This is a genomic window from Methylophaga sp. UBA2689 (assembly GCA_002354555.1).
Lineage (GTDB): Bacteria > Pseudomonadota > Gammaproteobacteria > Nitrosococcales > Methylophagaceae > Methylophaga.
The window spans coordinates 40103-65064 of the sequence record DELT01000069.1; the positions used below are offsets into that span (position 1 = coordinate 40103).

The 24962-nt window shown below is 47.2% G+C and carries 35 protein-coding genes and 1 tRNA gene; 35 read left to right on the top strand and 1 reads right to left on the bottom strand.

All coding sequences use genetic code 11. From position 1 onward, the window contains the following. Positions 1 to 3: 3 nt before the first annotated feature. The 31 genes from B3M51_RS08415 (at position 4) to B3M51_RS08565 (ending at position 21809) form a co-directional block, all read left to right on the top strand. Positions 4 to 219 (top strand): hypothetical protein, encoded by a 216-nt coding sequence (locus B3M51_RS08415; protein WP_292758286.1) that lies wholly within the window; start codon positions 4 to 6, stop codon positions 217 to 219. A gap of 57 nt (positions 220 to 276) precedes the next feature. After that, positions 277 to 2328 (top strand): ClpP-like prohead protease/major capsid protein fusion protein, encoded by a 2052-nt coding sequence (locus tag B3M51_RS08420; RefSeq protein WP_292758288.1) that lies wholly within the window; start codon positions 277 to 279, stop codon positions 2326 to 2328. Between the two features lie 69 nt (positions 2329 to 2397). Then, positions 2398 to 2775: a DUF2190 family protein gene (locus B3M51_RS08425; protein ID WP_292758290.1), complete on the top strand. Its 378-nt coding sequence runs from the start codon at positions 2398 to 2400 to the stop codon at positions 2773 to 2775. 51 nt (positions 2776 to 2826) lie between these two features. Next, positions 2827 to 3099 carry a hypothetical protein gene (locus tag B3M51_RS08430; protein WP_292758292.1) on the top strand — a complete coding sequence of 91 codons (273 nt, stop codon included), beginning with the start codon at positions 2827 to 2829 and terminating at the stop codon, positions 3097 to 3099. Beyond that, positions 3099 to 3458 (top strand): hypothetical protein, encoded by a 360-nt coding sequence (locus tag B3M51_RS08435; RefSeq protein ID WP_292758294.1) that lies wholly within the window; start codon positions 3099 to 3101, stop codon positions 3456 to 3458. Before B3M51_RS08430 ends, B3M51_RS08435 begins: the two co-directional genes overlap by 1 nt. Before the next feature lie 22 nt (positions 3459 to 3480). Continuing rightward, positions 3481 to 4386: a hypothetical protein gene (locus tag B3M51_RS08440; protein ID WP_292758296.1), complete on the top strand. Its 906-nt coding sequence runs from the start codon at positions 3481 to 3483 to the stop codon at positions 4384 to 4386. After that, a complete protein-coding gene (locus tag B3M51_RS08445; protein WP_292758299.1) occupies positions 4376 to 4897 on the top strand; it encodes a hypothetical protein in 522 nt (173 codons plus the stop codon). The genes B3M51_RS08440 and B3M51_RS08445 overlap by 11 nt, the downstream gene beginning before the upstream one ends. Continuing rightward, positions 4897 to 5859 (top strand): hypothetical protein, encoded by a 963-nt coding sequence (locus B3M51_RS08450; RefSeq protein WP_292758301.1) that lies wholly within the window; start codon positions 4897 to 4899, stop codon positions 5857 to 5859. Before B3M51_RS08445 ends, B3M51_RS08450 begins: the two co-directional genes overlap by 1 nt. Further along, positions 5859 to 6194 (top strand): hypothetical protein, encoded by a 336-nt coding sequence (locus B3M51_RS08455; RefSeq protein WP_292758303.1) that lies wholly within the window; start codon positions 5859 to 5861, stop codon positions 6192 to 6194. Before B3M51_RS08450 ends, B3M51_RS08455 begins: the two co-directional genes overlap by 1 nt. Further along, on the top strand, positions 6191 to 6490 hold the full coding sequence (locus B3M51_RS08460; protein WP_292758305.1) for a head-tail joining protein: 300 nt from the start codon (positions 6191 to 6193) through the stop codon (positions 6488 to 6490). The genes B3M51_RS08455 and B3M51_RS08460 overlap by 4 nt, the downstream gene beginning before the upstream one ends. A 14-nt stretch (positions 6491 to 6504) precedes the next feature. Beyond that, positions 6505 to 6906, top strand: a complete 402-nt coding sequence (locus B3M51_RS08465) for a phage tail terminator protein (protein ID WP_292758307.1) — start codon at positions 6505 to 6507, stop codon at positions 6904 to 6906. Further along, positions 6899 to 7465: a phage tail protein gene (locus tag B3M51_RS08470; protein WP_292758309.1), complete on the top strand. Its 567-nt coding sequence runs from the start codon at positions 6899 to 6901 to the stop codon at positions 7463 to 7465. The genes B3M51_RS08465 and B3M51_RS08470 overlap by 8 nt, the downstream gene beginning before the upstream one ends. Positions 7466 to 7525: 60 nt before the next feature. Next, positions 7526 to 7852, top strand: coding sequence for a hypothetical protein (locus tag B3M51_RS08475; RefSeq protein ID WP_292758311.1), 327 nt, complete (start codon positions 7526 to 7528; stop codon positions 7850 to 7852). Positions 7853 to 7909: 57 nt separating this feature from the next. Then, on the top strand, positions 7910 to 8074 hold the full coding sequence (locus tag B3M51_RS08480; RefSeq protein WP_292758313.1) for a hypothetical protein: 165 nt from the start codon (positions 7910 to 7912) through the stop codon (positions 8072 to 8074). Then, positions 8061 to 9029: a phage tail tube protein gene (locus B3M51_RS08485; RefSeq protein ID WP_292758314.1), complete on the top strand. Its 969-nt coding sequence runs from the start codon at positions 8061 to 8063 to the stop codon at positions 9027 to 9029. The genes B3M51_RS08480 and B3M51_RS08485 overlap by 14 nt, the downstream gene beginning before the upstream one ends. Before the next feature lie 9 nt (positions 9030 to 9038). After that, positions 9039 to 9380, top strand: coding sequence for a hypothetical protein (locus B3M51_RS08490; protein ID WP_292758316.1), 342 nt, complete (start codon positions 9039 to 9041; stop codon positions 9378 to 9380). Beyond that, positions 9350 to 9733, top strand: coding sequence for a DUF1799 domain-containing protein (locus B3M51_RS08495; RefSeq protein ID WP_292758318.1), 384 nt, complete (start codon positions 9350 to 9352; stop codon positions 9731 to 9733). The genes B3M51_RS08490 and B3M51_RS08495 overlap by 31 nt, the downstream gene beginning before the upstream one ends. Beyond that, complete coding sequence (locus tag B3M51_RS08500; RefSeq protein ID WP_292758320.1) at positions 9699 to 11843, top strand: hypothetical protein; 2145 nt, start codon at positions 9699 to 9701, stop codon at positions 11841 to 11843. Before B3M51_RS08495 ends, B3M51_RS08500 begins: the two co-directional genes overlap by 35 nt. Then, on the top strand, positions 11840 to 12172 hold the full coding sequence (locus tag B3M51_RS08505) for a phage tail protein (RefSeq protein WP_292758322.1): 333 nt from the start codon (positions 11840 to 11842) through the stop codon (positions 12170 to 12172). The genes B3M51_RS08500 and B3M51_RS08505 overlap by 4 nt, the downstream gene beginning before the upstream one ends. Then, positions 12169 to 12858, top strand: coding sequence for a phage minor tail protein L (locus B3M51_RS08510; RefSeq protein ID WP_292758324.1), 690 nt, complete (start codon positions 12169 to 12171; stop codon positions 12856 to 12858). Before B3M51_RS08505 ends, B3M51_RS08510 begins: the two co-directional genes overlap by 4 nt. Beyond that, positions 12855 to 13556, top strand: a complete 702-nt coding sequence (locus tag B3M51_RS08515; protein ID WP_292758326.1) for a C40 family peptidase — start codon at positions 12855 to 12857, stop codon at positions 13554 to 13556. Before B3M51_RS08510 ends, B3M51_RS08515 begins: the two co-directional genes overlap by 4 nt. Then, entirely contained in the window at positions 13553 to 14137 is a 585-nt protein-coding gene (locus B3M51_RS08520; RefSeq protein ID WP_292758328.1) for a tail assembly protein, read from the top strand. Before B3M51_RS08515 ends, B3M51_RS08520 begins: the two co-directional genes overlap by 4 nt. Further along, a complete protein-coding gene (locus B3M51_RS08525; RefSeq protein ID WP_292758330.1) occupies positions 14134 to 17658 on the top strand; it encodes a host specificity protein J in 3525 nt (1174 codons plus the stop codon). The genes B3M51_RS08520 and B3M51_RS08525 overlap by 4 nt, the downstream gene beginning before the upstream one ends. Continuing rightward, the gene (locus B3M51_RS08530; protein ID WP_292758332.1) at positions 17658 to 18704 is read left to right on the top strand and encodes a hypothetical protein; all 1047 of its coding nucleotides are present in this window, start codon (positions 17658 to 17660) and stop codon (positions 18702 to 18704) included. The genes B3M51_RS08525 and B3M51_RS08530 overlap by 1 nt, the downstream gene beginning before the upstream one ends. Further along, positions 18701 to 19054 (top strand): hypothetical protein, encoded by a 354-nt coding sequence (locus B3M51_RS08535; RefSeq protein ID WP_292758333.1) that lies wholly within the window; start codon positions 18701 to 18703, stop codon positions 19052 to 19054. The genes B3M51_RS08530 and B3M51_RS08535 overlap by 4 nt, the downstream gene beginning before the upstream one ends. 61 nt (positions 19055 to 19115) lie before the next feature. Beyond that, on the top strand, positions 19116 to 19523 hold the full coding sequence (locus tag B3M51_RS08540; protein ID WP_292758335.1) for a hypothetical protein: 408 nt from the start codon (positions 19116 to 19118) through the stop codon (positions 19521 to 19523). Further along, the gene (locus B3M51_RS08545; RefSeq protein ID WP_292758337.1) at positions 19520 to 19963 is read left to right on the top strand and encodes a DUF1353 domain-containing protein; all 444 of its coding nucleotides are present in this window, start codon (positions 19520 to 19522) and stop codon (positions 19961 to 19963) included. Before B3M51_RS08540 ends, B3M51_RS08545 begins: the two co-directional genes overlap by 4 nt. 5 nt (positions 19964 to 19968) lie before the next feature. Continuing rightward, positions 19969 to 20340, top strand: coding sequence for a hypothetical protein (locus B3M51_RS08550; RefSeq protein ID WP_292758339.1), 372 nt, complete (start codon positions 19969 to 19971; stop codon positions 20338 to 20340). Next, positions 20264 to 20845: a hypothetical protein gene (locus tag B3M51_RS08555; RefSeq protein WP_292758341.1), complete on the top strand. Its 582-nt coding sequence runs from the start codon at positions 20264 to 20266 to the stop codon at positions 20843 to 20845. Before B3M51_RS08550 ends, B3M51_RS08555 begins: the two co-directional genes overlap by 77 nt. Then, complete coding sequence (locus B3M51_RS08560; protein WP_292758343.1) at positions 20842 to 21285, top strand: D-Ala-D-Ala carboxypeptidase family metallohydrolase; 444 nt, start codon at positions 20842 to 20844, stop codon at positions 21283 to 21285. The genes B3M51_RS08555 and B3M51_RS08560 overlap by 4 nt, the downstream gene beginning before the upstream one ends. 74 nt (positions 21286 to 21359) lie before the next feature. Then, positions 21360 to 21809: a hypothetical protein gene (locus B3M51_RS08565; RefSeq protein ID WP_292758345.1), complete on the top strand. Its 450-nt coding sequence runs from the start codon at positions 21360 to 21362 to the stop codon at positions 21807 to 21809. A gap of 107 nt (positions 21810 to 21916) precedes the next feature. On the opposite strand, the gene B3M51_RS08570 is transcribed toward B3M51_RS08565, so the two are convergent. Then, positions 21917 to 22007 (bottom strand) — tRNA-Ser (locus tag B3M51_RS08570). A 154-nt stretch (positions 22008 to 22161) separates the two neighbouring features. On the opposite strand from B3M51_RS08570, the gene B3M51_RS08575 reads away from it, so the two are divergent. From B3M51_RS08575 to B3M51_RS08590, 4 genes are all read left to right on the top strand, one after another. Continuing rightward, a complete protein-coding gene (locus B3M51_RS08575; RefSeq protein ID WP_292483576.1) occupies positions 22162 to 22833 on the top strand; it encodes a Bax inhibitor-1/YccA family protein in 672 nt (223 codons plus the stop codon). 69 nt (positions 22834 to 22902) lie between these two features. Further along, entirely contained in the window at positions 22903 to 23115 is a 213-nt protein-coding gene (locus B3M51_RS08580; protein WP_292758347.1) for a YgaP-like transmembrane domain, read from the top strand. A 15-nt stretch (positions 23116 to 23130) separates the two neighbouring features. Further along, the gene (moaA, locus tag B3M51_RS08585; RefSeq protein WP_292758349.1) at positions 23131 to 24138 is read left to right on the top strand and encodes a GTP 3',8-cyclase MoaA; all 1008 of its coding nucleotides are present in this window, start codon (positions 23131 to 23133) and stop codon (positions 24136 to 24138) included. Continuing rightward, positions 24131 to 24961 carry a formate dehydrogenase accessory sulfurtransferase FdhD gene (locus B3M51_RS08590; protein WP_292758351.1) on the top strand — a complete coding sequence of 277 codons (831 nt, stop codon included), beginning with the start codon at positions 24131 to 24133 and terminating at the stop codon, positions 24959 to 24961. The genes moaA and B3M51_RS08590 overlap by 8 nt, the downstream gene beginning before the upstream one ends. Position 24962 lies beyond the last annotated feature (1 nt).

Genomic DNA, 24962 nt, shown 5'->3' on the forward strand with positions numbered 1-24962 from the left:
AAAGTGTTTGGTAATTTATTAAATGAGATATCGGATTTTGCCGAGAACCCTCTGAAGAAAACCGCTGATCTTGTTACTCAGCCCGTTCGTGACGCTCTAACCGTTATCGATGGTCTTACTGAAGGAGAGTTAAGAGAAAAGGCTGCAATTCGTTTAGGAATTGACGTTGCTGCCGGGATGGCATTGAGTGAACTCATAGATTGGTATCAAGAAGATTAAATAAAACTTAAAAGTTAAAACAAAACCCGCTTCGGCGGGTTTTTTATTGGAGGCCATATGGCTAAACAAAATCGTTATGAAATTAAAGCCCTCGCTGGCGAGCGTCCTGTTCTCTATATCTATGGCGATATCGGAGAAGATTTCTGGGCTGATGAAAGTAATGATGCAAAAAGCCTGGTACCCAAGATAGCCGCTATCAATGCAGCTGAAATTGATGTGCGTTTGTTTAGTTATGGTGGGTCCGTCGCTGATGCTATCGCGATATTTAACGCACTTGATCGGCATCCCGCAAAAATCTTTACCTATAACGATGGCGTGTGTATGTCCGCCATGTCACTTATTTACATGGTAGGTGATGAAAGATATGCCGCTGAGAATAGCCTCTTAATGATTCATGCACCCATCACCGGCACATACGGCAATGCGATGGAGCACAGAGAAAGCGCTGAGCGGTTAGATCGCTTCGCTGAAGCAATGATGACTTCATACATGCGATCAGGGCAAAGCAGAGAACAAATAGAGCCATTGGTAAAAGATGGCGCTGATCATTATTACACCGCTGAGGAAGCCTTAAGTGACGGATTCGCCACTGAGATAACCGAAGCTGTTGCAATCGCCGCATCTGCTGTGAAGTTAGATCGGTTTTCACCCCCAGCGGCGTGGGTCGCTGCTAATCATCTCAATCGTGAGGAAACTAAAATGCCTGAAAAGCAAACGCAAACAGCGACCAATCCTGAACCGGTCGCTGCAACCACAACAGATCCAGCTGTAACAGATCCAAAACAGCAAACTACTACCGAACCAAAAGTGGAAGCCAAATCCCCATCTGAGGTATTGGCTGCAGAAAAAGGTCGCCGTCAAGAAGTGCGTGCCACATTTGACCCATTCAAAGATCGTACTGGCGTTCAAGCATTGATGGATCAAGTGTTAGATGATCCAAATATCGATGTTCAAGCAGCAGGCGATCGCCTGTTGAAACATTTAGGAACAGAGGGTGGACCATTGGCAGGAAATACAAAAATCACAGTCGGTGCAACCGAAGGTGAGAAGTTTGTCGAGGCGGCCGGTCTGGCTATTATGGCTCGCTCGGGCATTGAAAAGCGCGACGCATCAAATCCGTTTAATGGCTCGACCTTGATGGATTTGGCACGTGCTTCGCTGGAGTTGGGTGGTGTAAGTCATCGCGGCATGGATAAACGTGAAGTGGTTGGCGCAGCGTTCACCCATTCCACTAGCGACTTTCCGATATTGCTTGAAAACGTCATGCATAAAACTTTGCTAACGGCTTATGCAAAAGCAGCTGATACCTGGTCACGTTTCTGCAGAACGGGCGATTTAAGTGATTTCCGGGCTCATGGTCGCTACCGCACTGGCTCATTTGGTAATCTGGATGCTAAATCGGAAAACAATGAGTTCAAAAACAAAACCATCAGTGATGCGGTGAAAGAAAGTATCACACTGGGCACTAAGGGTAACATTATCGGTGTTAGCCGTGAAATGATCATCAATGATGATTTGGGCGCCTTTATTGACTTGTTGCAGCAAATGGGTCGCGCAGCTAAACGCACAGTTGAAAGTGATGTTTATGCGTTACTGGCTAGCAATCCTGTGTTAAGTGATGGCATTGCTTTATTCCACGCTAGCCATGGCAATCTTGCAGGCACTGCAGCGGTGCCCACTATGCTATCCATTGAAGCCGGTCGCATTGCAATGGCTCAGCAGAAAGATATCAGCGGTAATGATTTCCTTGATATTCGTCCTGAAATCTTCCTTGGCGGTATGGGTACAGGTGGTCAGGCTCGCTCTATTAACCAATCACAATATGATCCAGATACAGCCAATAAACTGCAAAAACCAAACATGGTGCTTGGTTTGTTTTCTGATGTTATCGATTCGCCACGTATTACCGGCAACGAATGGTATGAGTTTGCAGATCCTGCTGATGCTCCAGTGATTGAGGTCGGCTTCCTTGATGGCAATCAAGAACCGTATCTGGAAATGAAAGATGGCTTCTCACAGGATGGTGTGATGTACAAAGTCCGTCTGGATTACGGTGTTGCGGCTATCGGTTACGAAGGTGCATACAAAAACGCCGGCGCTGCACCTTAATCACTAATCGCAATTAACCAGGCCGTCATGGACGGCCTTTTTTTATTTCCAGAATTTGAGGATCAAAAAATGGCTAAAAATTTCATTCAGGCCGGTAACGTGCTTGATTACACAAATGCCACGGGCTCTGATATTGCATCAGGTGCAGTGGTGAAGTTAGGTGCAACCGAAGATGCTACATTAGCTGTGGCATTGGTAGATATTGCAAATGGTGCGTCAGGTGCCGTTCAGATTGCTGGCGTTTTTGAAGTGCCTAAAGTCAGTGCTGCCGTGTTCAAGCAAGGTGAATCACTGATTTGGGATGTCTCTGTGGGCAAGTTTGATGATAATCAAGCCACTCCGGCAACAGGTGATGTGAGCGGTAGTGTTATTGCTGCAGCTGATGGCGCTAATACTGAAACAACGTGCAAGGCATTATTTACCGGTCGCCCTGGCGCAATCGCTTAATTAAACCAACAACCAAATCAAAACCCGTTTAGATCTTGAGCGGGTTTTTTTATGGCTGTTGATCACGATGAGGAAAAGACGATGGGCAATGACACAGATCAAAATGAAATGCTGGTGAATATGTTGGAGCCAGTACTGCATAACGGGGTGAAATATCGTGGCAAGGAATTGCCGGTACCGCGTGCGTTGGGTGAGCACTTTTGCACTATGGGCTGGGCAGAAGATGCGAGCGGTGAAGTCGCCACGCAGCCACGTGATGTGCATCGTAAAGCGGTGCTGTCTCCGGATAACGTAAAACTGATGAATGGCGTAGGAGAAGCGTAATGGGAAAATCAGCGAGTGATGGAATTTTAGACGGCACCCTGGATGCAATTGCGAGCTGCACTACGCTCACGATCTGTGCTGGCCAGCCAACCAGTTACGCCCAGATTGCTACGTTTGCACTGGCCAGTATTGTTATTGATTCTGGTGATTTCTCAAAAGCCAATGGTGATGTGGATGGCCGCAAAGTGACAGTGGCTGGGCAGGCTGATTTGGATATCGATACATCAGGCGATGCAGATCATGTTGTGGTCGATGATGGTACAGATTTTATGGTGACCACTGTAACCACTCAGGCTTTGACATCGGGCGGTACTGTTTCCACCAATGACTTTGATTTTGAGAATGGCGATCCGGTTTGATTTTGGCGCTGGAGACTGATTGATGAACATAAAAGGCCTGGTTATTGGTGAGACCTGCACAGGTACGGCAGATACTTTAACGCTAACGGGTTCTTATGCTTTAGAGTCTGGGCTGGATACCATAGAAATAGCTGATGCATATGCTGATGGAGCTGTTATCCCAATGATGCTTTTAGCCTCAGACGGAATCACAAGAATTTCAGGCCAGTTTGTTTTTAATTCAACAGCAGGCACATTAACGCGCAATGATTTTCTAAACTGGAATGGCACCGTTCGCAACGAAGTATTTGGATCTAACATCACATTGCCCGCTGGTACTCATCAGATATTAGTTGGTGTAGATGAATATACGCTAGGGTTTGAATCATTTAATGATCCCGGTATAGGTTCCACATTAGGAGTTATTTGTCCTGATAACGTCATAACAATGGCGGGGGATACTAACACTGAGGCTAGTGAAGCAGCTTATTTTAGCCCTGCAGTATATGCATCACCTTTTGCCTTTAATCGCATAGCCATTCGCATAGAGACAGCTGGTGCTGCGTTGTCAACTATAGAGGCTGGAATATATAGATGTGCAGACTCTACGGTTTTTGGTTCTAAATCAGGCTTGCCAGGGAAGCTGATTGCAAAGGCAACTTTTGATGCAACCGTAAGCGGGACACAACTTGTTAGCGTTTCTCCGCAAATACTTCCTCCGGGAAGGTATTGGACGGCTTTATGGACAGAAGATACCACGGTAACCGTTAAGCGTTCAGAGCAAAGATCTCATAGTGGTGCAGCAGGGATGTGGGCTTTTAATAATAACGGCGCGTCTGCTTTAAGGATAACGGGACAAACAGAACTGCCATCGGATGTCACAGCTGAAACTTTTGCTGCCAGACAGTCTCCTAGAGGATTTGTAGTGGGGTTGGCTTATGTCCCTTGATAAAAATCAAAAAGGTAGTTATTTCATTCAGGCTTGTGAATCTGCTGGATTTACAGTTAAAACAGATGATGGGGTTTTTAAATATTCGCCCAAAGCAGAAGTTGAAGCGCTCTATGAGAGTTTTGACCCTTTGCCATTCGCACAAGCTGATGCCATTGCCCTGGTTAATCAGTCAGCCGCCGCCGCTCGTTTACGTTATGCCACTGATATTCCGTTCCAAACCGAAGCGTACAAAATCAAATATGAAGATTGTGCCGCGTTTAAATTAGCGGGCTATCCGGAACAGGACATCGAGCAATACAAATACGTGAATGCACGTGCAGTCCGGTTCGGTGTAACGGGTCAAGTGGCTGCTGATGAAATCATCGCCATTCGTAGCTTTTGGGATAACAAAATGTTTGTTATTGAAAACACGCGCGATGCTGGCAATGAGGCAGTGGCTGCATGCACAGATTGGACGCAATGCAAAGCAGCTGCTCAGGGGTTTATTGAAACACTTGAGGCAGTCTAATGCTTGGGCTTTATCCTTTAGGGTATCAACCGCTGGGGTGGGGTGGAGGCGCTACTGAGCCATCAGGTATTACCTTATCACCTGCATCATTACGCTCAGCCAGCCAATTGGCTTCACCAGTCATAACGCAGGCTCACACAATACAGCCAGATGATGCCCGCTCAGTCAGTCGGTTGGATACGGTTCAGATTAACCAGGCGAATATCATCAGTCCATCTGATGCCCGATCAGAAACAGTACTGGATGCCACTGACTTAACGCAGGCAAATAACCTTGATCCGGATGATGCTCGATCTGCGAGCAGGTTGGCAGCATCACTATTAACGCAAAGCCATATTATTTCACCGGCTGATTTAGCCTCTGTCAGTGATCTGGATGCATCTAGCTTGACCCAAAACGGTTTGTTGAATCCAGCGGATTCGAGATCGGTAAGTCGGCTCGATGCGTCAGCATTAAAACAAGATCATATTATCAGCCCAGATGATGCCCGCTCAGTCAGTCGGTTAAGTGTGGCCACACTGATTGCCCAGGGCTCAATTAGCCCGGAGGGTTTGCGTTGCGGTACCCGGTTGGATTCAGTTTTGCTGGTTCAGGCGAATCAGTTAGCACCTGCCGATTTGCTGAGTGCGTCCAGATTAGATGCTGCAGTGATTACGCAGGCAAATGTGCTGCAGCCTGATGGGGTATTTTCACCATCTAAGTTATCAGCGGCTCAACTTACAATGGCGATTTTGGTTTCACCTGACTCGTTGTGGTCTGCTGCACGACTGGATAGCGGTTCGCTGACTCAGGCAAATCAGTTGACTGTAGATGACCTGGTTAGCCCGAGCCGATTGGAAACAACAAATTTATTCTTAATCGATGCCGAGGTTTTGGGTCAGTTGATGGTGCTGCCAGCACGAAGAACAATGTTAAATTTGCCTAAACGCGGCACAACTTTTTATCTATCCGGACGAAACTGATGGCTTCAAACTTTGATTCATTAAGCGGGCTGATTTATGAAGTGAAGCGGCCAGTTGAGGAGCGTACCTTTCTGGTGGATTTCAGCAAAGTGATCGCTACTGGAAAGACCATTGAGAGCGTGGATGATGTTGCTTCGTCAACTGTGGGGCTGGTAGAAGGTTCTCAGGCTATGACTGTTGTTGCGGGAAGCATAACCGGCTTAAAGGTCGCGTTTAAGGCGAGCGGCGGCACGGATGAGGAGGATTATGAAGTGACTATTCTGCTGACTGATAGTGATGGTGATGTGGTCAGTGATGATGTGATGGTTAAGGTCCGTAAAGCAGGTAAGGTATGAGCTTTCCATTTGATGATCTGAATAAAGCCTGTCTGGAGATTGCTGATGAAGGCGTGATCTGGATAAGTCCAACAGGCCCGGTACCGGTTACAGTGGCCATCAATACCGATTTTGAAACAGAAAATGCTGATGGTTATGAAGTTAAAACTGAAACCATCACAGCCGAAGGGTTAACCACTGATCTGAAATCCATCAAGCGTGGCGATGTGTTAAAGCATGGCGGTATCACTTACGAAGTATTGACCAATGAGCCCGACGGCCATGGATGGACAATCATGGAGATTGAAAAAGCATGAGGCTCATCCCGATTATGAATCGCCTAAAAGTTGAGGTCGATTTACTGCATGGTAATGTTGAGGCAGCAAAAAGCCTGGTGGCATTGCCTGATAATGAAGTGGATAACGATCTGCCGATCTGCTTTGTCTATACCAAGGAAGAAACCAGCGAAGCGAATGAGCAAGTTAATGGTGTGCTTCAGCAGGCGGGTAAAACCTTTGCAGTGATGTATGCCTGTCAAGCGGCCAGTGATGACTCAGAGCCACTGGAAGATTTGCGCGATGCGGTTAAAGCAGTATTAATGGGTTGGAGTCCAGACCCCGACAATATCAGCCCGATATCGTATGAAAAGGGCAATATCCTCGATACCAGTAAGCGGGTGGTGTGGTGGGTGGATTATTTCAGCCTGTGGCAACTGGATGAATACAATGGCTGATGATCCGGTCAAAATTTCAGGTATAGAGGCGCTACGTGAATTGCTCGGTGATGAGGTCGCAAATAGAGCTTCAGCCAGTACTGTAAATAAGATTGCTGCTCAAGTGAATACGGCTGTTCGGAAGTCGATACTCGGCGAATGGAATATCAAAGCAAAAACCTATAATGAGCAGGTAAAGGTCATTAAGGGATGGCATAAAAATCCACGTATATTTTCCATATTAAAAGCGACTGGCGCTGAAATACCCCTGCATCGATTCGGTGTGACCCGAGCCAAAGCAGGAAAGAATAAAGGCCGCATAGCGGTCAAGATCAAAAAAGGAAAGCCGCGTGAAGTGTTGCGGAGAGCGTTCCTAATGCGGTCCGGTACTACTGATCTAGTGATGGAGCGTGTTGGTCGTTCCCGGCTGCCAATTGAGGTATTAACCGCGCCGGCCATCCCGTCACTCATCGTCAATGATCGATCGGCAAAAGCCATGGATGAGATATTGAAAAAAGCTGAGGATATCGGGGCAAATGAGATCGAGTTTTTTGCGAATAAAGCACTTGGTAGGCAGTAGCAGTCATCAATATTTGCATATTATGTATACTTGAAGCTTAAATTTTCACAAGGAATGGTTATGAATTTGCTGATTTCAATTGTTTTTTTATTGGGCTTTCATGGGTTGGTACATGCAGAAGCATCTCAAGAAGAAAAAGATGCTCTGTGCAACAATATTAATGTTTTTGCTGGATCGGCTATGGCGGCACGGCAAAACGGCGTAACTCTTGCCCAAGCGATTTCGACGATTAAAAATCAGGAAGATGAGGATGTTAAGGAGTTGCTTAGGACCATTACGATGGATGCATATGAATCTCCGGCATATCAATCTGATGAGCATAAAAATAGAGAGATCGTTGAGTTTCAGAATGAGTGGTACATGATTTGTCTCAAAGAAATATCATAATTTAAACAGTTAAAACACAAACCCGCTTCGGCGGGTTTTTTTATGCCTGGAGAAAATATGGCAGATAAAAAAGTAGGTGTAATTCTGAATACGCCGGGCGTGGTCTGTTGTGGCAGTTATCTGCCAGGCGTGAAGTATAGCGTTGAAAAAAAAGAGGCTGCCCGATTGGTGACAGTCAAGGGTTTCAAATATGTTGAAGAGGTGAAGCATGTCACGAATTAAGGGTACCGAAACTACCTCGGCTGTTTATGAAGAAACAGTTTATGGTGTGGCGCCAGATCCAGCTAATGGGTTTTTGCTGCATAAAACGGCTTTCACGCTGCAGAAAGTGCAGCCACGGGTCCAGGATGAAACCATTCTGAGCAATCGATCACGTAGCGAGCCAATGCTTGATAATGTGGATGTCAGTGGTGCACTGAATCAGAACATGAGCGCCCAGTCTTTAGGCGTTTTGCTTAAGCATTTAATGGGCGTCGTAAATACCACTGGATCAGACCCTTATACACATGTTTTCACTGTTGGCCAGCTTCCAGTTGGTTTGATGTTTGAAAATGATTATGGCTCAAAGATTACTGGCAGTGGTCGTGTTGTCCGGTACCACGGTTGCAAAATTGCTTCAGCCAATTTTTCTTTCCCGGTCAGTGGTCCGGTTACAGCAAGCTTTAATATTATTGGTGCCGATGCTGCGCCTGCTTCTGCCGCACTGGATGAAACGCTAACCGATTTAGGGCACAAGGCTTTCAGCAGTTTTAATGCCTCACTAACAGAGGGGGGCGATGCCTTTGGTCGGGCCACCAGTATTGAGTTAACCATTGATAATGAGCTGGATACAGATGGTTATGTGATCGGCGGACAGGGTAAGCGTAATTCACTGGATGAAGGCTTTGTTACCATATCGGGTACGCTGAATGCGCAATTTGCCAATGCCGATCTGATGAACAAAGCGCTTAGCGATACCGAAAGCAGCCTGGCCATTACGGTATCTCGCGGAACGGGTGCGGGCAGTGCCGGAAATGAATCCATTAAGTTTGAATTGAATCAGATCAAATACGAACCGACCACCCCACCAATCGATGGCCCTGCCGGACTGAGTATCTCTCTTAACTTCTTTGCCTATGCCAAAGCAAGCGATCTGGGCATGGTTATCACGTTGAAAAACGCTGTAGCAACGGTTTAAGGATTCAGTATGTTTTCAATTACAGAGCCGGACTCACTTTCTTGGCCAGTAAAAGTCAATGTGCCTACGGATGATGGTGAGGGAGGTACCGAAGAAGCTGAATTTCAGATGCGCTTTAAATATCTTCCTGTTCCAGAGTTAAACCAGGTACTTTCAAAATTGGCCGTGGCAAGCGATGCCGCTACCGTGAAGGAATACATTATTGGTTGGGATGGACTAGCTGATCAGGATGGTAAAACACTGGTTTTTTCGCCTGAAAATCTTGATCGAATTATGAGGATTTCATACATGCTGGTCGGCATCAATCGGTCTTTCATTGATTGCCAGATGGGGCGAATCTCAAAAAACTAAAAGACCTCATCCGTTGGTTTGAAAGTGCGGATGAGGTTTCACAGAATTATTGCGAAACCACTTGCATGCCTATTCGGCGATGCAAAAGCCACTGCGCAGAATGCCCGAAGCCCGTTTTATTGCCTGACAACGTAGACGCTTACGATCTCTTCTTTGCCTGCTATACCCAGTTTGTGGTTGATAACTTTGGTGTTCCACAGATTGCCTATTCTGAAGTGAAGGTGGCAGCTGATTGGTTAGGTATTAAAGTCACTGAAGAGGTGTTTGCCAAGTTCAGAGTAATGGAAAGGGAATTAAAATCTATCCGAGTGCATCAAAATGGCCAAGAATCGTCAGGTATTAATCAAGTTTGAAGGAGATAGCAGGGGGTTAGTGAATGCCTCCAGGCTTTCTCAAAAAGAACTAGGAGAGATCCAGCGCTCTGCAAAACAAGCATCAGGTGAGTTAACCGGTATGAGCGGTAAACTTGGTGCAGTGGCAAAAAATGTGGCTTTATTGGGTGCTGCTGCCGCAACAGCCGCCGCAGCAGGACTGGCATACCAAGTTAAACAGACAATCGATCTGGCTGATAATTACGCCAAACTGTCACAAAAGGTCAATGTATCGGTTGAGTCCCTCTCTACGCTCGATTATGTGGCCAATCTGAACGGTACCAGTTTAAACGTAGTGTCGAAGGCGCTTTTACGGGTCAGTTCAAACCTGCTCGATGCCGATCGTGGTTTAAAGGAGTCGGTAGAAAACTTTCAAGATCTGGGTATAGAGACTAAAACAGCTACCGGGCAGCTTCGATCGGCTGATGATGTGTTGATCGATGTGGCTGATCGTTTTGCTCAGATGGAGGATGGCACCCAGAAAACAGCCCTGGCCATGAAGCTTTTTGGTAAGTCAGGTGCAGAATTAATTCCGATGCTTAATATGGGCTCGGCAGGTATTCGTGAGCTTCAGGAAGAGGCCAGAAAGCTGGGCCTGGAGATCGGTACCGAAACCGCCAAACAGGCTGAAATATTCAACGATAATATTTATCGAATGCAGCAGCTGATGAAAGGTGTTGCTGTAGAGCTCACCACCTCATTATTGCCTAAACTGGAAGAGCTCACTTCTTTGTTTCTGGATAAACGTTTATCCGGTGGCAGTTTGTTTGAATCGCTATCCTTTGCTTTGAGTGGTCGCGACGCCGCTACTAATGAGATTAAAAGGCAAATCACTGATCAGCAACAGATTCAGGACGATTTACTTGAGGAGAGCTCACGCCCACGTTTATTGCGAATCAATCCGTTCAGAAGCGATGAATCAATCAAGGCTGAATTTGATGAGCGCAGGCAACAGATCAAGGATCTGGAGGCTGAGTTAGAACGTCTTTACAGTATCGGGTCTGAAGAAAACAAAACGATTAAGCTTCCCTCTGTGGTTGGTACTGTGGATACAGCTGCTGTGGAAGCTTCTACCAAGGCAAGAGAGCAGCAGCAGAAAGCCACCACAAAAGCCAGAGAAAGTCTTGAGTCCATGAATCTGGCGTTGATTCAACAGGCCGAGACTTTTGGAAAATCAGAAACGGATATCATCAAATATCGTCTTTCTGTGGGCGATTTGTCCGATGAAGTAAAGATGGCAGGGGATGCCGGCAAGGCGCTGGCTGATTCAATTCTTCTGAATACCTCAGCTTTAGAACAACAGCAGCAAATACAACAGCAGGCTATTGCCACACAAGCGCAAGATGCTGCTGATAAATTGCGCGCTACGGACATTGTAAAGGGATTACGAACAGAAGAAGAGCAGCTTGCCCAGGCGATCAATGAGGTGAAGCTGTTGGTTGAAGGCGGCTATCTCACAGATGAGGCTGGCAGCAAAGAGGTAGATCGGCTGATTGGCCAGTTTGATGATCTGAAAAATAAGGCCAAACAAAATAAAGATCAGTTTGATGAGTTGCGAAATGCCGTTAATGGCTGGGGTCGTGATTTTGCCAATTCTGTTGTTGACGCTGATTTCACCTTTGCAGGGTTCGTCGATAATGTACTAAAACAGCTGGCAAAAATAGCACTGCAGCAGGCTACTCAGCCATTCTTCAATGCCTTTGGTGATTTGCTAAGCGCAGGTGCAGGTAGTCTGTTTTCAGGTTTTGGTGGTGCCGCAACGGGTAGCGCTGCAAATGTTGCTCAAAATGGTATTTCATTCAGTGCTGACGGCAATATGTTTAACCGGCCCAGCCTTACTACCATTGCTGAACGCGGGCAGCCAGAGGCTGTATTGCCGCTCGCCAGAGTGGGTGGTCAGTTGGGCGTGCAGGTTGTGGGTGGTTCGTCCGGTCCTGGCGGTCAACCCATTCAGATCAGTATTGCAGTAGATGCCAATGGCAGCGCTGTGAGCGGCAATGAACCAAAAGGCAACCAGTTAGGCAAGGCGCTGGGTAATGCCGTTCGGGACGTGTTAGTTCAAGAGAAACGACCAGGTGGATTATTGTCATGAGTACCTTTACGTTTACGCCGGCATACAGTGCTCAACAGACTAAAAAACCTCGGGTCCGTAAATCGGCCTTTGGTGATGGCTACGAGCAACGCAGTGCAGACGGCATTAATACAATTAAACGTGTTTGGTCACTTCGCTTCACGAAATCGTCAGCGGATATTGCTGAGGTGGATGCGTTCCTATCCAGCATGGGCGGCGTGACATCCTTTGACTGGACGCCGCCAACTGGCGCGGCGGGTAAGTGGCTCTGTGAAGAGTGGAGCGAGGGTTTGGATGGTTATAACAAAGAAACCATCACCGCCACTTTTACTGAGGTGTTTGGCGAATGAGTATTGCAACGGATATTCAAAGTCTGGATCCCGGCGCCATTGTCGATGTGTTTGAGTTGGACGCCACAGAGATTGGCGGTACCGTTTTTCGCTGGTCAAATTTTGTTAATGAATTGGGTGATCCCATAGTCTGGGATGGCGATGAATACACCCAGTTTCCTATTGAGGCGGAAGGTTTTGAAAAAGATGGCAATGGAAAATCACCCAGACCTATCTTGCGTGTGGCCAATGTCACCGGTTTGATTGGTGCGCTGGCCAGAGAGTTGGACGACCTAGCGGGAGCCAAAGTCATTCGTCGCCGCACGTTTGTGAAATATCTTGATGCAGTGAATTTTGCAGAAGGCAACCCGACTGCAGATCCTAGCGTGAAGTTTACCGATGAAGTCTGGTTTGTAGAGCGTAAGACTTCTGAAAATGGCATTTTTATCGAGTTTGAGCTGGCGTCAGCTTATGATCTCTCTGGCCAGACTCTGCCGCGACGGCCGGTGGTACAAAATGTCTGTATTTGGCAGTACCGATCGACTGAGTGTGGTTATGCTGGGGATCCAGTTGCTGATCAAAATGACAATCCTACCGCTGTCTTGGCGCAGGATAAATGTGGTAAGCGAATTGGCTCTTGTGCTTTGCGCTTTGGTGACAACGTGGCATTGCCGTTTGGCTCCTTTCCGGGGGTGGGTAAATTGTGAAGCTACCCGATAAAGTCATTAAAGCAATTGAGGCGCATGCCGCTGAGTGCTATCCACGTGAGTGCTGTGGCTTGGTGATCATTCGTAAGGGGCGCCCGCATTATTTTCCCTGCAGGAATGTCGCTCGGCAAGGGGATTTTGCCATTCATCCAGAGGATTACGCTGCTGCAGAGGATGCTGGTGCGGTGGCGATGGTGGTGCATTCTCACCCTAATATTTCACCCTTGCCCAGCCAGTCGGATTTGATTGGTTGTGAGCGGTCCGGTTTGCCCTGGTTGATTATGAACTGGCCAACGGGCCAAACCCACCAGTTTGAGCCATCAGGTTATCAGGCAGATTTATATGGTCGTCAGTTTCATCATGGTGTGCTTGATTGCTACAGCTTCATTCGTGATTATTACAAGCAGGTTTTGCAGATCGATATTCCCGATTTTAAACGAGACTATAACTGGTGGATTGCCGGGCAGGATTTATATCGAGAGGGTTTCGCCTCGGCAGGTTTTCATGTGGTGGATACGGTTCAGGAGCATGACGTGCTGTTATTGCGGGTGGCCAGCCCGGTGCCAAATCATGGCGCGGTGTATTTGGGTGGCAATATTATCGGTCATCACCAGGTTAATCGTTTATCCAGCCGTGATATTTATGGCGGGCTTTATCAAAAAAGCACAACACACATCTTAAGGCATCATCTGGTATGAAAACAGTTATGTTATATGGCTCTCTCGGGAGTCAGTTTGGGCGTGTCTATCGTTTTGAGATACAGAGCCCAGCCGAGGCGGTTAGGGCGTTGTGCGCCACTGTGAAGGGTTTCCGGCAGGCGCTATCCCGGGGTGAATATCGCGTGATTGTGGGCGGTAAGTCTTCACTGGAGCTCAATCAGGTAGTGCACCCGATTTCTGACCGTGAAAGTATTCGTATTGTGCCGGTCGTCAGTGGTAGTGGTGATGGTTTCGGCAAAATTCTGGTGGGTGCTGCATTGATCGGGTTAAGTTTGGCGGTACCTGGGTTTGGTGCATTCACTATTGCGGGGCAATCATTTTCGGTGGCCTCAATCGCCGGTAGTATTGGTTTTTCTCTGGTGCTTGGCGGTGTAAGTCAGATGCTTTTCAAGCCGCCAAAGGGCCCAGACACAGCAGAGCGTCCAGAAAACAAGCCTTCTTTTATCTTTAATGGTGCCATCAATACCACGCGGCAGGGCGGCATAGTGCCTTTGTGTTATGGCGAAACGGTAGTAGGAAGCCAAGTGATTTCAGCCGGACTGAGTGTTGAGCAGTTATGACAGATCTGATTCGTGGTAGCGGTGGCGGTGGCAAGTCGGGTGGCGGTGGCGGTCGCGTTGCCGTAGAGGCGCCTGACAGTCTTCGGTCTAAGCAGTTTGCCCGCGTCATTGATATGGTCAGTGAAGGAGAGATCGAGGGGCTGGTAGATGGTCTCAGCTCGGTTTATCTGGATGATACACCGGTTCAAAATCCTGACGGCTCCTTTAATTTTGATGGCGTGGTGTTTGATTCACGCACCGGTACGCAGAGTCAGGAGCATATTGAGGGCTTCCCCGCTGTAGAGGCAGAAACAGCTGTTTCTGTAGAGGTAAAAAATGATGCCTCAGTTGTGCGCTCTATCACCGATGCCGACATTGATGCGGTTCGCGTAACCATATCAGTGCCACAACTGACCCGGCAGGATACTACTAATGGTGATATCAAAGGCACTTCGATTCAGTTGGCTATTGATGTGCAGGATGATGGCGGCGGTTTTGTTCCGGTTAAGATCGGCAAATACTCATTCACTTTGAGTGACTCCGGTAGCGTGGTAAGCAGTCTGGAAACAGAGATTATCAGTGCCTCGTTAAGGGTGAATTGGTTTGGTGTTACCACCAAAACGTATCAGTCAGCAGTATGGCGAGTGGATTATCGCGCAGTAGGTGACACGGAATGGCTATCTTTGGCGACAGGAAATGTTGCCGGATCAGTCAAAAATGAATGGGTTAAAAGCTTGCAGGGGGCATGGTTTGGCGGTTCTTATCAATTAATAGCGCCAACTAAGTCCGCAGTAGCACCGTTTACTGCGCCTGTAGAGGATGCTTATGAGTTTCGTGTAGTCAAGGTGTCAGGCTCTGGTAGTTTTGATTTGTCCGGCACTGGGGTTGGATGGCGTGGTTTCGACATTATCAGTGGTAAAACATCGAGCCGGTACCAGCGATCTTATCGGGTGGATTTACCCGGCTCGGGGCCGTGGGATATTCGGGTTCGTCGACTGACAGCAGACAGCAGCAGCTCAGCATTACAGAATAAAACCTTTTGGGATAGTTACACTACCTTGGTTGATAGCAAGTTTCGCTACCCTAATTCGGCTTTGATGGCACTCAGCATCGATGCGGAGAAGTTTCAAAGCATCCCGACGCGGGCGTATCACATTCGCGGCATTATCGTTCAGGTGCCGAGTAATTACGATCCTGTTACGCGTGAATATGACGGCGTTTGGAACGGCACGTTTACGCCGGCGTGGACTAATAATCCGGCATGGGTATTTTACGATCTGATCACTAATGACCGTTACGGGCTTGGCAATAAGATCCCAGCTGATCAGGTTGATAAGTGGGGCCTGTATGCCATCGCTCAATATTGCGATGAAATGGTAGATGATGGACTTGGCGGTGTTGAGCCACGTTTTGTTTGCAATGTGTATCTTCAAGAGCGAAGTGATGCGACAAATCTACTGCAGGCATTGGCCTCCAGTTTTCGTGCACTTATGTTCTGGATGGATGGGGCGATTACCGCTGTTCAGGATTCACCCAAACAGCCGGTCGCTTTATTTACACCAGCCAATATAATTGATGGGGCTTTTAATTATGCCAGCAGCGGGGCGAGCACTCGCCATACCGTGGCGCTGGTGACATGGAATGATCCATCTGATCTATATCGTCAATCAATTGAATATGTTTCAGATGATGAAGGGATCTCTCGTTATGGCGTGGTTCAAACAGAAGTGGTTGCGATGGGCTGCACGTCTCGCGGGCAAGCGCATCGCTTCGGACGTGCTTTGTTATTTGCAGAACGTATGGAAACGGAAACGGTCAGCTTCAAAGCGGGACTATCTGGATTAGCTGTTGCGCCAGGTGAAGTGATCCAAACTTCCGATCCTGTTCGCGCTGGCCAGCGACTTGGTGGGCGGATAATTTCTGCGACACTTAATACAGTCACGCTGGATAGCGATATTGTCATTGAGTCTGGCAAATCTTATACCTTGTGGGTGGTTTTACCTGATGGAACCGTCGAAAGCCGATCAATTATAAACGCTGCCGGCACCAGCTCTTTGATGTCCGTTTCAGCAGACTTTAGCGATGTACCGTTAAATCTGGCCATGTGGGTGGTGGGGGTTTCCGATTTGATCCCAGAGACTTGGCGGGTCATGTCTATTGCTGAGGTGGATGACGTTAATGCAGAGATCACTGCACTGGAATATCGCGATGATAAGTATGATGCGATTGATAATAATCTCGCTTTGGAACCACGTGTAACAACGGGTCTCACGGCCATACCAGATGCGCCACAGAATGTGCAGGCGAATGAAGCGCTGTATCTGGTGAATAGTTCGGTAGTGGCCACTCGTATCGAGTTGAGCTGGGAGGGCAATGCGGCATCGTATGAAATCCAGCACCGGGAAACCGATGGCAACTGGATCACGGTTAATACGCAAAATACGTCCATTGAAATTGGCCCGGTAGATACCACGGAGTATCAGATTAAGCTTGCGGCGAAAAACCTGTTGGGTGCACGCTCGCAAATTGTCAGTCTGAGCAAAACCATCTATGGCCTAACGGCGCCGCCTGTTAATGTGACCGGTTTTAGGATGACGGCCATTGCAGGTAATGCACACTTTGCATGGAATGCGGCCACTGATCTGGATGTGATTGTGGGGGGCAATATTCGCATTCGACACACTAAAGAAACGGTGGCGCCAGAGTGGAGTAATGCGGTGGATATTGGCGGCGTGATTGCCGGCAAGTCCACATCAGCCGTGTTGCCATTAATCAATGGTACCTACCTGGCGAAATTTGTGGATTCATCTGGTAATCAGTCGTCCGATGCGGTGGCCATTGTGACCACAGCGCCCAGTATTATTAAAACCAATCTGGTGGATACGGCTATTGAAAATCCATCATTTTCAGGTAGTAAAACTAATCTAGTACTGGATGGCGGCGGTAACTTGATACTGGATGACACCAGTGAAATCGGTGTTTATTTGTTTAATAACAGTGTTGATCTGTTGAGTGTTCAAACCTCTCGCCTTACGGTTTCCATTGACAGTATCGGGTTTGATACGGCTGATCTTATCGGCTCACGCGGACTGATTTCTGGATGGCAAAGTGTTACGGGTGCCACGGTTTCTGATGTGGGAGTTGATCTGTATGTGCGCACCTCACAAGATGGCATCACATTCAGTGATTGGGAGTCCTTTGTGGTGGGCGATTACACCGCCAGAGCCTTTGAGTTTAAAGCAGAATTATTCAGTGATTACGCCACACACAATATTGCAATTGCGTCTTTGAGTGTCACAGTCGATATGCCCGACCGCATCGAGAGCGATCGGGATCTGACAAGTGGGGCTGCCGCATATAACGTGACGTATAGCGATGAGTTTATTCAGACACCATCAGTTGGTATTACTGCACAGGATATGGCGACCGGTGATTATTATGAGTTATCCAATAAAACCACAGAGGGCTTTGATGTGACCTTTAAAAACGCCAGCGGCACAGCGATAAGTCGCGTGTTCGATTATTTTGCAAGGGGATATTAATGTCTCAGTCAGATTATGAAGTAGAAGATCAGACAGGTGCTTCCTTTCTGGGGGATATAAACAGCATATTAGCAGCCATTGTCACTAACAATTCGGGGCCAACAGAGCCCGGTACTACCTTTGCGCATCAGTGGTGGTCCGATACAACCTCTAATATTCTCAAGCGTCGGAATGCTGCTAATACATCATGGGTTAATGTCATTGGCCTAAGTCAAAGCCTGACCAATGTGAGCAACACTTCAGATGCTAACAAACCTGTTAGCACCGCCACTCAGGCAGCTTTAGATGCACTGACGACGAGCATACCCGGGCTTGTCGATTCAAATGCGCCCGCACAGATCAGCGGGTTGGTCGTGACCAACAACGCGACAGATCTAGAGCATGATATCGACATCAGCTCGGGCCAATTCGGCAGCGTGAAATTGTCGTCAGGTCTAACCAAACGCCTCGATGCCAGTTTTGCATCTGGTGATGGCAATGGCGGGATGGTGGGCGCATTGCCATCGTCAGGCGTGGTGTATGTGTTTTTGATTAAGAACGGAAGCAGCATAGATGTCTACGCTGAAACCACAAATGGAGAAAACCCGCCAAGCGGCTGGACCATTGTTAAGCGTATTGCTGTTCGCATAACAGACGCCAGCAATAATTTGCAGAGGGTTATAGTTAGTGGTTCTGGACAATCCTTGATTGTCTATCCTCACACTGTGCAGCTTGATTGGAGTGTTTCAACTGTTCCAACATCAAGAACGGCATACCCAATTAGTAGTGTTCTAAGTTGCCCACCCAATGTAAATGCTGGAATAATTCACAAGATTGCATCCGGCGCTCCTACAAATATATATATGAATAGCTTACTTGAAGAATCAATAATTCCAGTAGTAAACGGTTTTGGGGACTTTAGTACGGGTAGCAATGGTGCGCAAGGGTCAATGCAAAAACTAATTCGCGTTAACGGTGATAGGCAGGTTGGTGTTGTCAGAAGCGGGACTGATCCTAATGTCTCTTACATTGGTTTTGTGAGCTACTGGATAGAGGATAGATCATGATTTTTGTTCATAGGTTGAATGACGTGATTATCGGCAGCGGCGCAAACCCACAGATCGATCGAGCGCCCGAAATAGCCGATGAAAATAATCCTGATTGGGTAGCGTATCTCAATCACCCGCGTGAGCATATCGATCACTCTACTGCTTCTAAGTTAAAGCTTAAACGCAAGCTTGATGAGCTTGGCGTTTGGGCAAGTCTGCGGGCGGTGATGGTGCAGGATCAGGACGTTTGGGATGAATGGTTGCTGGCGCAGGATATCGATATCGATGACCCCTTAGTCAATGCAATGCGGGTACAGATGGAATGGACGACTCAGCAGGTTAAGGATTTATTTAATTCCGTTAATTAGCACCTTTAAAATTTTGATTTTCAGATGCCCCGAAAGGGGTTTTTTTATGCCTGGAGGTTTTATGTTTAAGTCCATTTTGTTGTTGGTGGCCATGAGTTTTTTATCTGGATGTGCGAGCTTGGAGGGTGGCGGCTTTAGCTCAAAGATACCGGTTCAATATGCCACGCTAAAAGCGATTGATTCATCCAGCAATATCACACCGGCTGGCGTGCTGGAGCATACGCAAAAGGTGCGAGAGATTCTGGAGACAAACATCAATGTCAGTATTGATGCTCTCTTATCTGATGCAGTTGATCGAGTGGCGCTAGATAAGTTGGACCCTGCAGATCGCCTGCTGGTGAATATGCTGTTCTACCAAATCGAAACCGCTGCAGGTGATATTCAATATGAAGCATCAGCCGATGATCGAGTGGTCAGGATTTTGACGTTACTCGAGTGGATTGATCAAGCTGCTCGCCTTGCGTTATGAGCGAGCATATCTACAACCCAAAACAGTACCGCTCACCGCAGCGGATATGGGATGAAATCCAACGGCGTTATCTCGATCAGTGGGTCACTACATCCACCTTTGAAATGTGGCTGAACGATGGCCGAAAAATCACCATTCCTATTGGTTTTGAATATGACAAGGCCAGCATACCGCGCCCGGCATGGTGGTATTTGTCACGAGATGACAAGCACATTCTCATTGCTGCTTTAGTCCATGACTATCTGTACACAGATCAGCGCATTGGTGGCAAGTGGATTACCCGTAAAGAGGCTGATCAGATTTTTTATGAGCTCATCCGGCAGGCGGGCATGCGTTTCACCAAAGCCAAACTGGCATACATGGCTGTTCGTCTTGGCGGTTGGCGTTACTTCAACAAAACAGCTCACGCCATCGGTAATACGCATTACATCGAGGTGTAAGCCGAATGAAACAGCATATCGTTGTAAAGATCCCGGTTGATCAGGACGGTATTGAGCGCCTGAAAACCATCCTCGTGCCTTGCTATTGCCGAAACCTGGATGATTATTTTGAAGGGCTTTATCTAAAGCAAACCAATTCCGCACCGATTGACGTGAATATCTATGAGCCGACAGACCAGCTTAAGCAGCCCTATGAGCAGTGGAAATACGACCACCGCAACAGACTGAATAAGCTGAGAAGTGGAGCAGATTCACCCGTTTATCAGCACACCGAAACGCCATACACACAGGATCCCTACCATGAAAAATCTGATCATATTAATGTTGGCCAGTTTGTTAAGCCCTGCACTATTTGCGGCCACTTGGCCAGCCGCTGATATTGCCTATTATTCAGATGACAAAATCACCTGGCATGAGGCCGAACTGGTCACGGTGTTGGACAGCAAGCATTGTGTTGCTGGTGAACTGCATGGATGCGAATCAATTGCAATCGTCCAGGAAGCAGTCATTATTTTTAATGAAAAGCCCGTCGTTGAACCGCTTTACTTTCGTATAACGGCAGACACTAGTGAACCGCCGGTCATGCCACCAACAGAACCGGAGGAGCCAACTGTGCCAGATCCGGATCCCGTTGATCCTGAGCCACCTGCTGAACCTGATGTGCCAGCTGATAAGTGCCTGGTCAATCCTACATCGTTTTCCGGCCCTGCATTAAGAAGCCCGCCAGACAGATTGGTTAACCTGATTACAACAGGTGATTCAGCCTTTGGCACAGCTCAGCGTATTCGTGAGGATAAGGACGAATTGATGCCGCGCATCGATGAGATTTACAGGATCATCAGTGAAGTGGTTAAGTGTGAAAAAAGCGGTGGCAGCCCATGAGATCATGGACAAGCCCGCTCCCGTTTTTCCCTGCGCATGAGTTGGCTTGCAAAGGGTCGGGTGAAATACTGCTGGACATTCACTTTGCTGTAGCACTTCCGGCTTTGCGCATGGAATGGGGCGGGCCGCTCACACCAACCAGCGTATGCAGAACACCGGCACACAATAAAAATGTAGGCGGGCATCCTCGCAGCATGCACTTAACCGTGAATCCTGCACGAAAAACAGCTGGATGCATGGCTGCAGATATTGCGTGGCGCGATTGGAACAGTGAAACACAGCTACGCTTTGCAAAGCTGGCCAGAAAAATGGGCTGGTCTGTCGGTCTTCATGATGGTTTTTGCCACATCGATCGGCGTGCAGATATCGGTATGGCTAAAAATGTCTTTCTGTACGGTACCTGGTCAGGCGCATTCACTGTTGATGATGTAACTGGTTAGCCAGGCTGGTCACTCAAGATTGCATTAAATAATAATATTCTCTATATTTTCTCACTTGGTAAGCGAGTGAGAAAATGTGCCAGGCAATACGATTCACCATCAATGATCATCTGATCACGGTCAAACTGACCGATTCAAATCCTTGCGTTCCGGTCATCATGCGCAGCGGCAACATCATGCTTATGCCCTGGGGAAACCCCAGCGGCTTAATTCCACTTTTTCCGCCAGGCGGAACCCTTCACCGTGATCATGTGATCCAAGGAAAGTGGAAAGCATTTGAACCCAAACCCATCAAAATACTGTGTCAATCTTATATGCTGACAAATTCCAGCGGCAATGAATGCTGGATCAATTGCACCGATAAAAATCAATTAGGGATTAAAGGTGCCACCGCAACTGTCTGGAAGAGTGAGCGGGCGTATATCTTGATCAGACAGCCTGAGATATTAGATCCGATTGAGCATACAGAATGGCCAATTCAGATCGGGTTCAGCAATTACATCAACCCCAAAAACAGCAAATAAAAGAATAAATCCGCATTAAAGTGGTACAAAAAACGGTACAAAAACAAGCAAATCATAAACGCCAGAAACAAAAAAGCCCCATATTACAGGGGCTTAGATGATGTAAATGGCGGAGGGACAGGGATTCGAACCCTGGGTAGGCTATAAACCCACGCCGGTTTTCAAGACCGGTGCATTCAACCGCTCTGCCATCCCTCCAAGACGCGGCATATTACTAGGAATGACTTGTTCTGACAACAGTGAAAGCGAAATTTATATTGCTATTGCCATTTAGAACTTATCCGGTAGGATGATGTCCATTGGATGAACAACCTATCATCAATACTTTACTGAGTAATGGAGAAATAAACTGATGAACTACGATACTCAATCAACAGTTGTGCGTTCGCGCGAGTCTGCGCTGCAAACCAACAAGTTATTGCGTAACACCTATGTATTGCTGGCGATGACGCTTGGCTTCAGTGCGCTTACGGCTGGGGTGTCAATGGTCTTTAACCTGCCGCATCCAGGCATTATTATTACGTTGATCGGCTACTTCGGTCTGTTGTTCCTGACAGCTAAATTGCGCAACAGCGTTTGGGGTATTGCCTCTGTATTTGCGCTGACAGGTTTTATGGGCCTGACACTGGGACCAATCGTTAATGCTTACCTGGGATTACCTAACGGCCCGCAAATTGTTATGCAGGCTCTGGGCGCAACCGGCATTGTCTTTTTAGCTTTGTCTGCATACGCGATTAAATCTGAAAAAGACTTCAGCTTTATGGGTGGCTTCCTGTTTGTCGGTATCCTGGTGGCTTTCCTGGCCGGTCTGGCAGCGTTCTTCTTTAACATGCCTGGTCTGTCACTGGCCGTTTCAGCAATGTTCGTGCTGTTGATGTCTGGTCTGATTCTGTATGAAACCAGCAACATCATTCACGGCGGTGAAACAAACTACATCATGGCGACGGTGACCTTGTATGTCAGTATCTACAATCTGTTTACCAGCCTGTTGCATTTAATCGGTGCTTTCTCTGGCAACGATTGATTCAGCAATCAAAAACATTGATTCATTCAAGCCCCTTTAAAGGGGCTTGTTTATATCTGGAGCAATGCAATGAAAAAGAATCTCGGTAATATTGATAGAACGTTACGCATCATAATCGGTCTGTTTATAATAGCGATTGCATTGTATTACCAAAGTTGGTGGGCCTTGCTGGGATTGGGACTACTGATTAATGGACTAAGCGGTCGCTGTGGTGGCTATGCCTTTTTTGGCTTTTCCACTGCAAATAAATCCTGTGATATTTCTCATAAAGAGCGTAGCTAGCGCATAATAGACACTATGGCGGATAACCAAACACAATTAATCGATAACTTCGGACGGCGCGTGTCGTATGTACGGATATCGATCACTGATCGTTGTGATTTCCGTTGTGTGTATTGCATGGATGAAGAAATGACATTCATGCCACGCGAACAGTTGCTCACGCTGGAAGAAATTGCCTTTCTGGTTAGAGCTTTTTGTGAACTCGGCGTGGAAAAAGTCCGTATCACTGGTGGCGAACCGTTAGTGCGTCGCAACGTCGATTGGTTAATTGAACAGATTGGCGCGCTGAAGCACACCACATCGCTTAAAGAACTGAACCTAACCACCAACGGCTCTCAGTTACCTAAATACGCTGAAAAGCTCGCTGCAGCCGGTATGGATCGCATTAACATCAGTCTTGACTCATTAAATGCCGATCGTTTCCGTGAATTAACCCGTACGGGTGAATTAACTCAGGTACTGGACGGGATTGATGCTGCTAAACAAGCCGGTTTTAAGCGCATCAAATTGAACGCGGTCATTATGAAGGGCCGTAACGATGATGAGATTGTCGATTTGGCGCAATTTGCCATTGATAATGATCTCGATATTTCTTATATCGAAGAGATGCCTTTAGGTCAGGTCACGCATAGTCGTAATGAAAGCTACTGCAGTAGTGATGAAGTGCTTGCCACATTACAAAAGCATTTTGATTTGCAGAGCAGTATTGCCAATACCGGTGGGCCATCGCGTTATTACCAGGTAGCTGGCAGCAAAAGCAAAATTGGCTTTATTTCACCGCACAGTCATAATTTCTGTGAAAGCTGTAATCGGGTTCGGGTGACCACCGAAGGGCGATTGCTGTTATGTCTGGGGCAGGAACACTCAATGGATCTGCGTGACATTATCCGTCGCCATCCTGGTGATATCGACCAGCTCAAACAGGCGATTATCAAGTCGATGGATATCAAGCCAAAAGGCCATGACTTTAATATCAAAGAACAACCGATTATCTTCCGTCATATGAGTGTCACCGGTGGCTAGATACCAGCCAGAAATGACCAATCAAGGCATTAATCGCCTGCATACCACCACTGTATTAGATGAATTTGGCGAAGACCGTGAAGTGTCATTAACCGGCGAACGGCCGCTGACGATTTATCTGGATAATCGCGAGATTGTTACTTTGATGACGCTTGGTGGTCAGCCAGAGTTGCTGACGCTTGGCTATTTACGCAATCAGGGTTTGGTCGATGAACTCAGTCATATCAAATCCATTCAGGTTGATTGGGATGTTGATGCTGTTGCGGTGACGACCCATCAGCAGAAAAATAACCTTGATTCACTAATGTCCAGACGAATTGCCACCAGTGGTTGTGGGCAGGGCACCATGTTTGGTCATGTAATGGATTCATTGTCTGAAATGAAACTGCAATGTCCACAGTTCAGTGCCCAATCTATTTATGACGTGTTACATGCGTTAAATGAATATAACGAAATGTATAAACAGGCCGGGGCAGTGCATGGCTGTGCGCTTTGCCAGGGAAATGATGTATTAAGCTTTGTTGAGGACGTAGGTCGGCATAATGCTGTTGATGCCATTTCCGGCTGGATGTGGCTCAACGATGTCAAAGGTAACGATAAAGTGTTCTATACCACGGGGCGTCTGACATCGGAGATGGTGATTAAAGTCGCACAGATGCAGGTACCTTTATTATTATCACGTAGTGGTGTGACAGAAATGGGACTCAGCATTGCACAGGATATTGGGATTGGAATGGTCGCTCGTGCCAAAGGTAAACATTTTCTGGTGTATACCGGTCAGAATCAGTTTCAAACCGCACAGTCATTAACTTCTGCCGGATAAA

Excerpts from the sequence above, each read along its gene's own strand:
- B3M51_RS08420 (WP_292758288.1), top strand. The coding sequence starts at position 277 with ATGGCTAAACAAAATCGTTATGAAATTAAAGCCCTCGCTGGCGAGCGT.
- B3M51_RS08425 (WP_292758290.1), top strand. The coding sequence starts at position 2,398 with ATGGCTAAAAATTTCATTCAGGCCGGTAACGTGCTTGATTACACAAAT.
- B3M51_RS08430 (WP_292758292.1), top strand. The coding sequence starts at position 2,827 with ATGGCTGTTGATCACGATGAGGAAAAGACGATGGGCAATGACACAGAT.
- B3M51_RS08435 (WP_292758294.1), top strand. The coding sequence starts at position 3,099 with ATGGGAAAATCAGCGAGTGATGGAATTTTAGACGGCACCCTGGATGCA.
- B3M51_RS08440 (WP_292758296.1), top strand. The coding sequence starts at position 3,481 with ATGAACATAAAAGGCCTGGTTATTGGTGAGACCTGCACAGGTACGGCA.
- B3M51_RS08445 (WP_292758299.1), top strand. The coding sequence starts at position 4,376 with ATGTCCCTTGATAAAAATCAAAAAGGTAGTTATTTCATTCAGGCTTGT.
- B3M51_RS08450 (WP_292758301.1), top strand. The coding sequence starts at position 4,897 with ATGCTTGGGCTTTATCCTTTAGGGTATCAACCGCTGGGGTGGGGTGGA.
- B3M51_RS08455 (WP_292758303.1), top strand. The coding sequence starts at position 5,859 with ATGGCTTCAAACTTTGATTCATTAAGCGGGCTGATTTATGAAGTGAAG.
- B3M51_RS08460 (WP_292758305.1), top strand. The coding sequence starts at position 6,191 with ATGAGCTTTCCATTTGATGATCTGAATAAAGCCTGTCTGGAGATTGCT.
- B3M51_RS08465 (WP_292758307.1), top strand. The coding sequence starts at position 6,505 with ATGAATCGCCTAAAAGTTGAGGTCGATTTACTGCATGGTAATGTTGAG.
- B3M51_RS08470 (WP_292758309.1), top strand. The coding sequence starts at position 6,899 with ATGGCTGATGATCCGGTCAAAATTTCAGGTATAGAGGCGCTACGTGAA.
- B3M51_RS08475 (WP_292758311.1), top strand. The coding sequence starts at position 7,526 with ATGAATTTGCTGATTTCAATTGTTTTTTTATTGGGCTTTCATGGGTTG.
- B3M51_RS08480 (WP_292758313.1), top strand. The coding sequence starts at position 7,910 with ATGGCAGATAAAAAAGTAGGTGTAATTCTGAATACGCCGGGCGTGGTC.
- B3M51_RS08485 (WP_292758314.1), top strand. The coding sequence starts at position 8,061 with ATGTCACGAATTAAGGGTACCGAAACTACCTCGGCTGTTTATGAAGAA.
- B3M51_RS08490 (WP_292758316.1), top strand. The coding sequence starts at position 9,039 with ATGTTTTCAATTACAGAGCCGGACTCACTTTCTTGGCCAGTAAAAGTC.
- B3M51_RS08500 (WP_292758320.1), top strand. The coding sequence starts at position 9,699 with ATGGCCAAGAATCGTCAGGTATTAATCAAGTTTGAAGGAGATAGCAGG.
- B3M51_RS08505 (WP_292758322.1), top strand. The coding sequence starts at position 11,840 with ATGAGTACCTTTACGTTTACGCCGGCATACAGTGCTCAACAGACTAAA.
- B3M51_RS08510 (WP_292758324.1), top strand. The coding sequence starts at position 12,169 with ATGAGTATTGCAACGGATATTCAAAGTCTGGATCCCGGCGCCATTGTC.
- B3M51_RS08520 (WP_292758328.1), top strand. The coding sequence starts at position 13,553 with ATGAAAACAGTTATGTTATATGGCTCTCTCGGGAGTCAGTTTGGGCGT.
- B3M51_RS08525 (WP_292758330.1), top strand. The coding sequence starts at position 14,134 with ATGACAGATCTGATTCGTGGTAGCGGTGGCGGTGGCAAGTCGGGTGGC.
- B3M51_RS08530 (WP_292758332.1), top strand. The coding sequence starts at position 17,658 with ATGTCTCAGTCAGATTATGAAGTAGAAGATCAGACAGGTGCTTCCTTT.
- B3M51_RS08535 (WP_292758333.1), top strand. The coding sequence starts at position 18,701 with ATGATTTTTGTTCATAGGTTGAATGACGTGATTATCGGCAGCGGCGCA.
- B3M51_RS08540 (WP_292758335.1), top strand. The coding sequence starts at position 19,116 with ATGTTTAAGTCCATTTTGTTGTTGGTGGCCATGAGTTTTTTATCTGGA.
- B3M51_RS08545 (WP_292758337.1), top strand. The coding sequence starts at position 19,520 with ATGAGCGAGCATATCTACAACCCAAAACAGTACCGCTCACCGCAGCGG.
- B3M51_RS08550 (WP_292758339.1), top strand. The coding sequence starts at position 19,969 with ATGAAACAGCATATCGTTGTAAAGATCCCGGTTGATCAGGACGGTATT.
- B3M51_RS08555 (WP_292758341.1), top strand. The coding sequence starts at position 20,264 with ATGAAAAATCTGATCATATTAATGTTGGCCAGTTTGTTAAGCCCTGCA.
- B3M51_RS08560 (WP_292758343.1), top strand. The coding sequence starts at position 20,842 with ATGAGATCATGGACAAGCCCGCTCCCGTTTTTCCCTGCGCATGAGTTG.
- B3M51_RS08565 (WP_292758345.1), top strand. The coding sequence starts at position 21,360 with ATGTGCCAGGCAATACGATTCACCATCAATGATCATCTGATCACGGTC.
- B3M51_RS08575 (WP_292483576.1), top strand. The coding sequence starts at position 22,162 with ATGAACTACGATACTCAATCAACAGTTGTGCGTTCGCGCGAGTCTGCG.
- B3M51_RS08580 (WP_292758347.1), top strand. The coding sequence starts at position 22,903 with ATGAAAAAGAATCTCGGTAATATTGATAGAACGTTACGCATCATAATC.
- moaA (WP_292758349.1), top strand. The coding sequence starts at position 23,131 with ATGGCGGATAACCAAACACAATTAATCGATAACTTCGGACGGCGCGTG.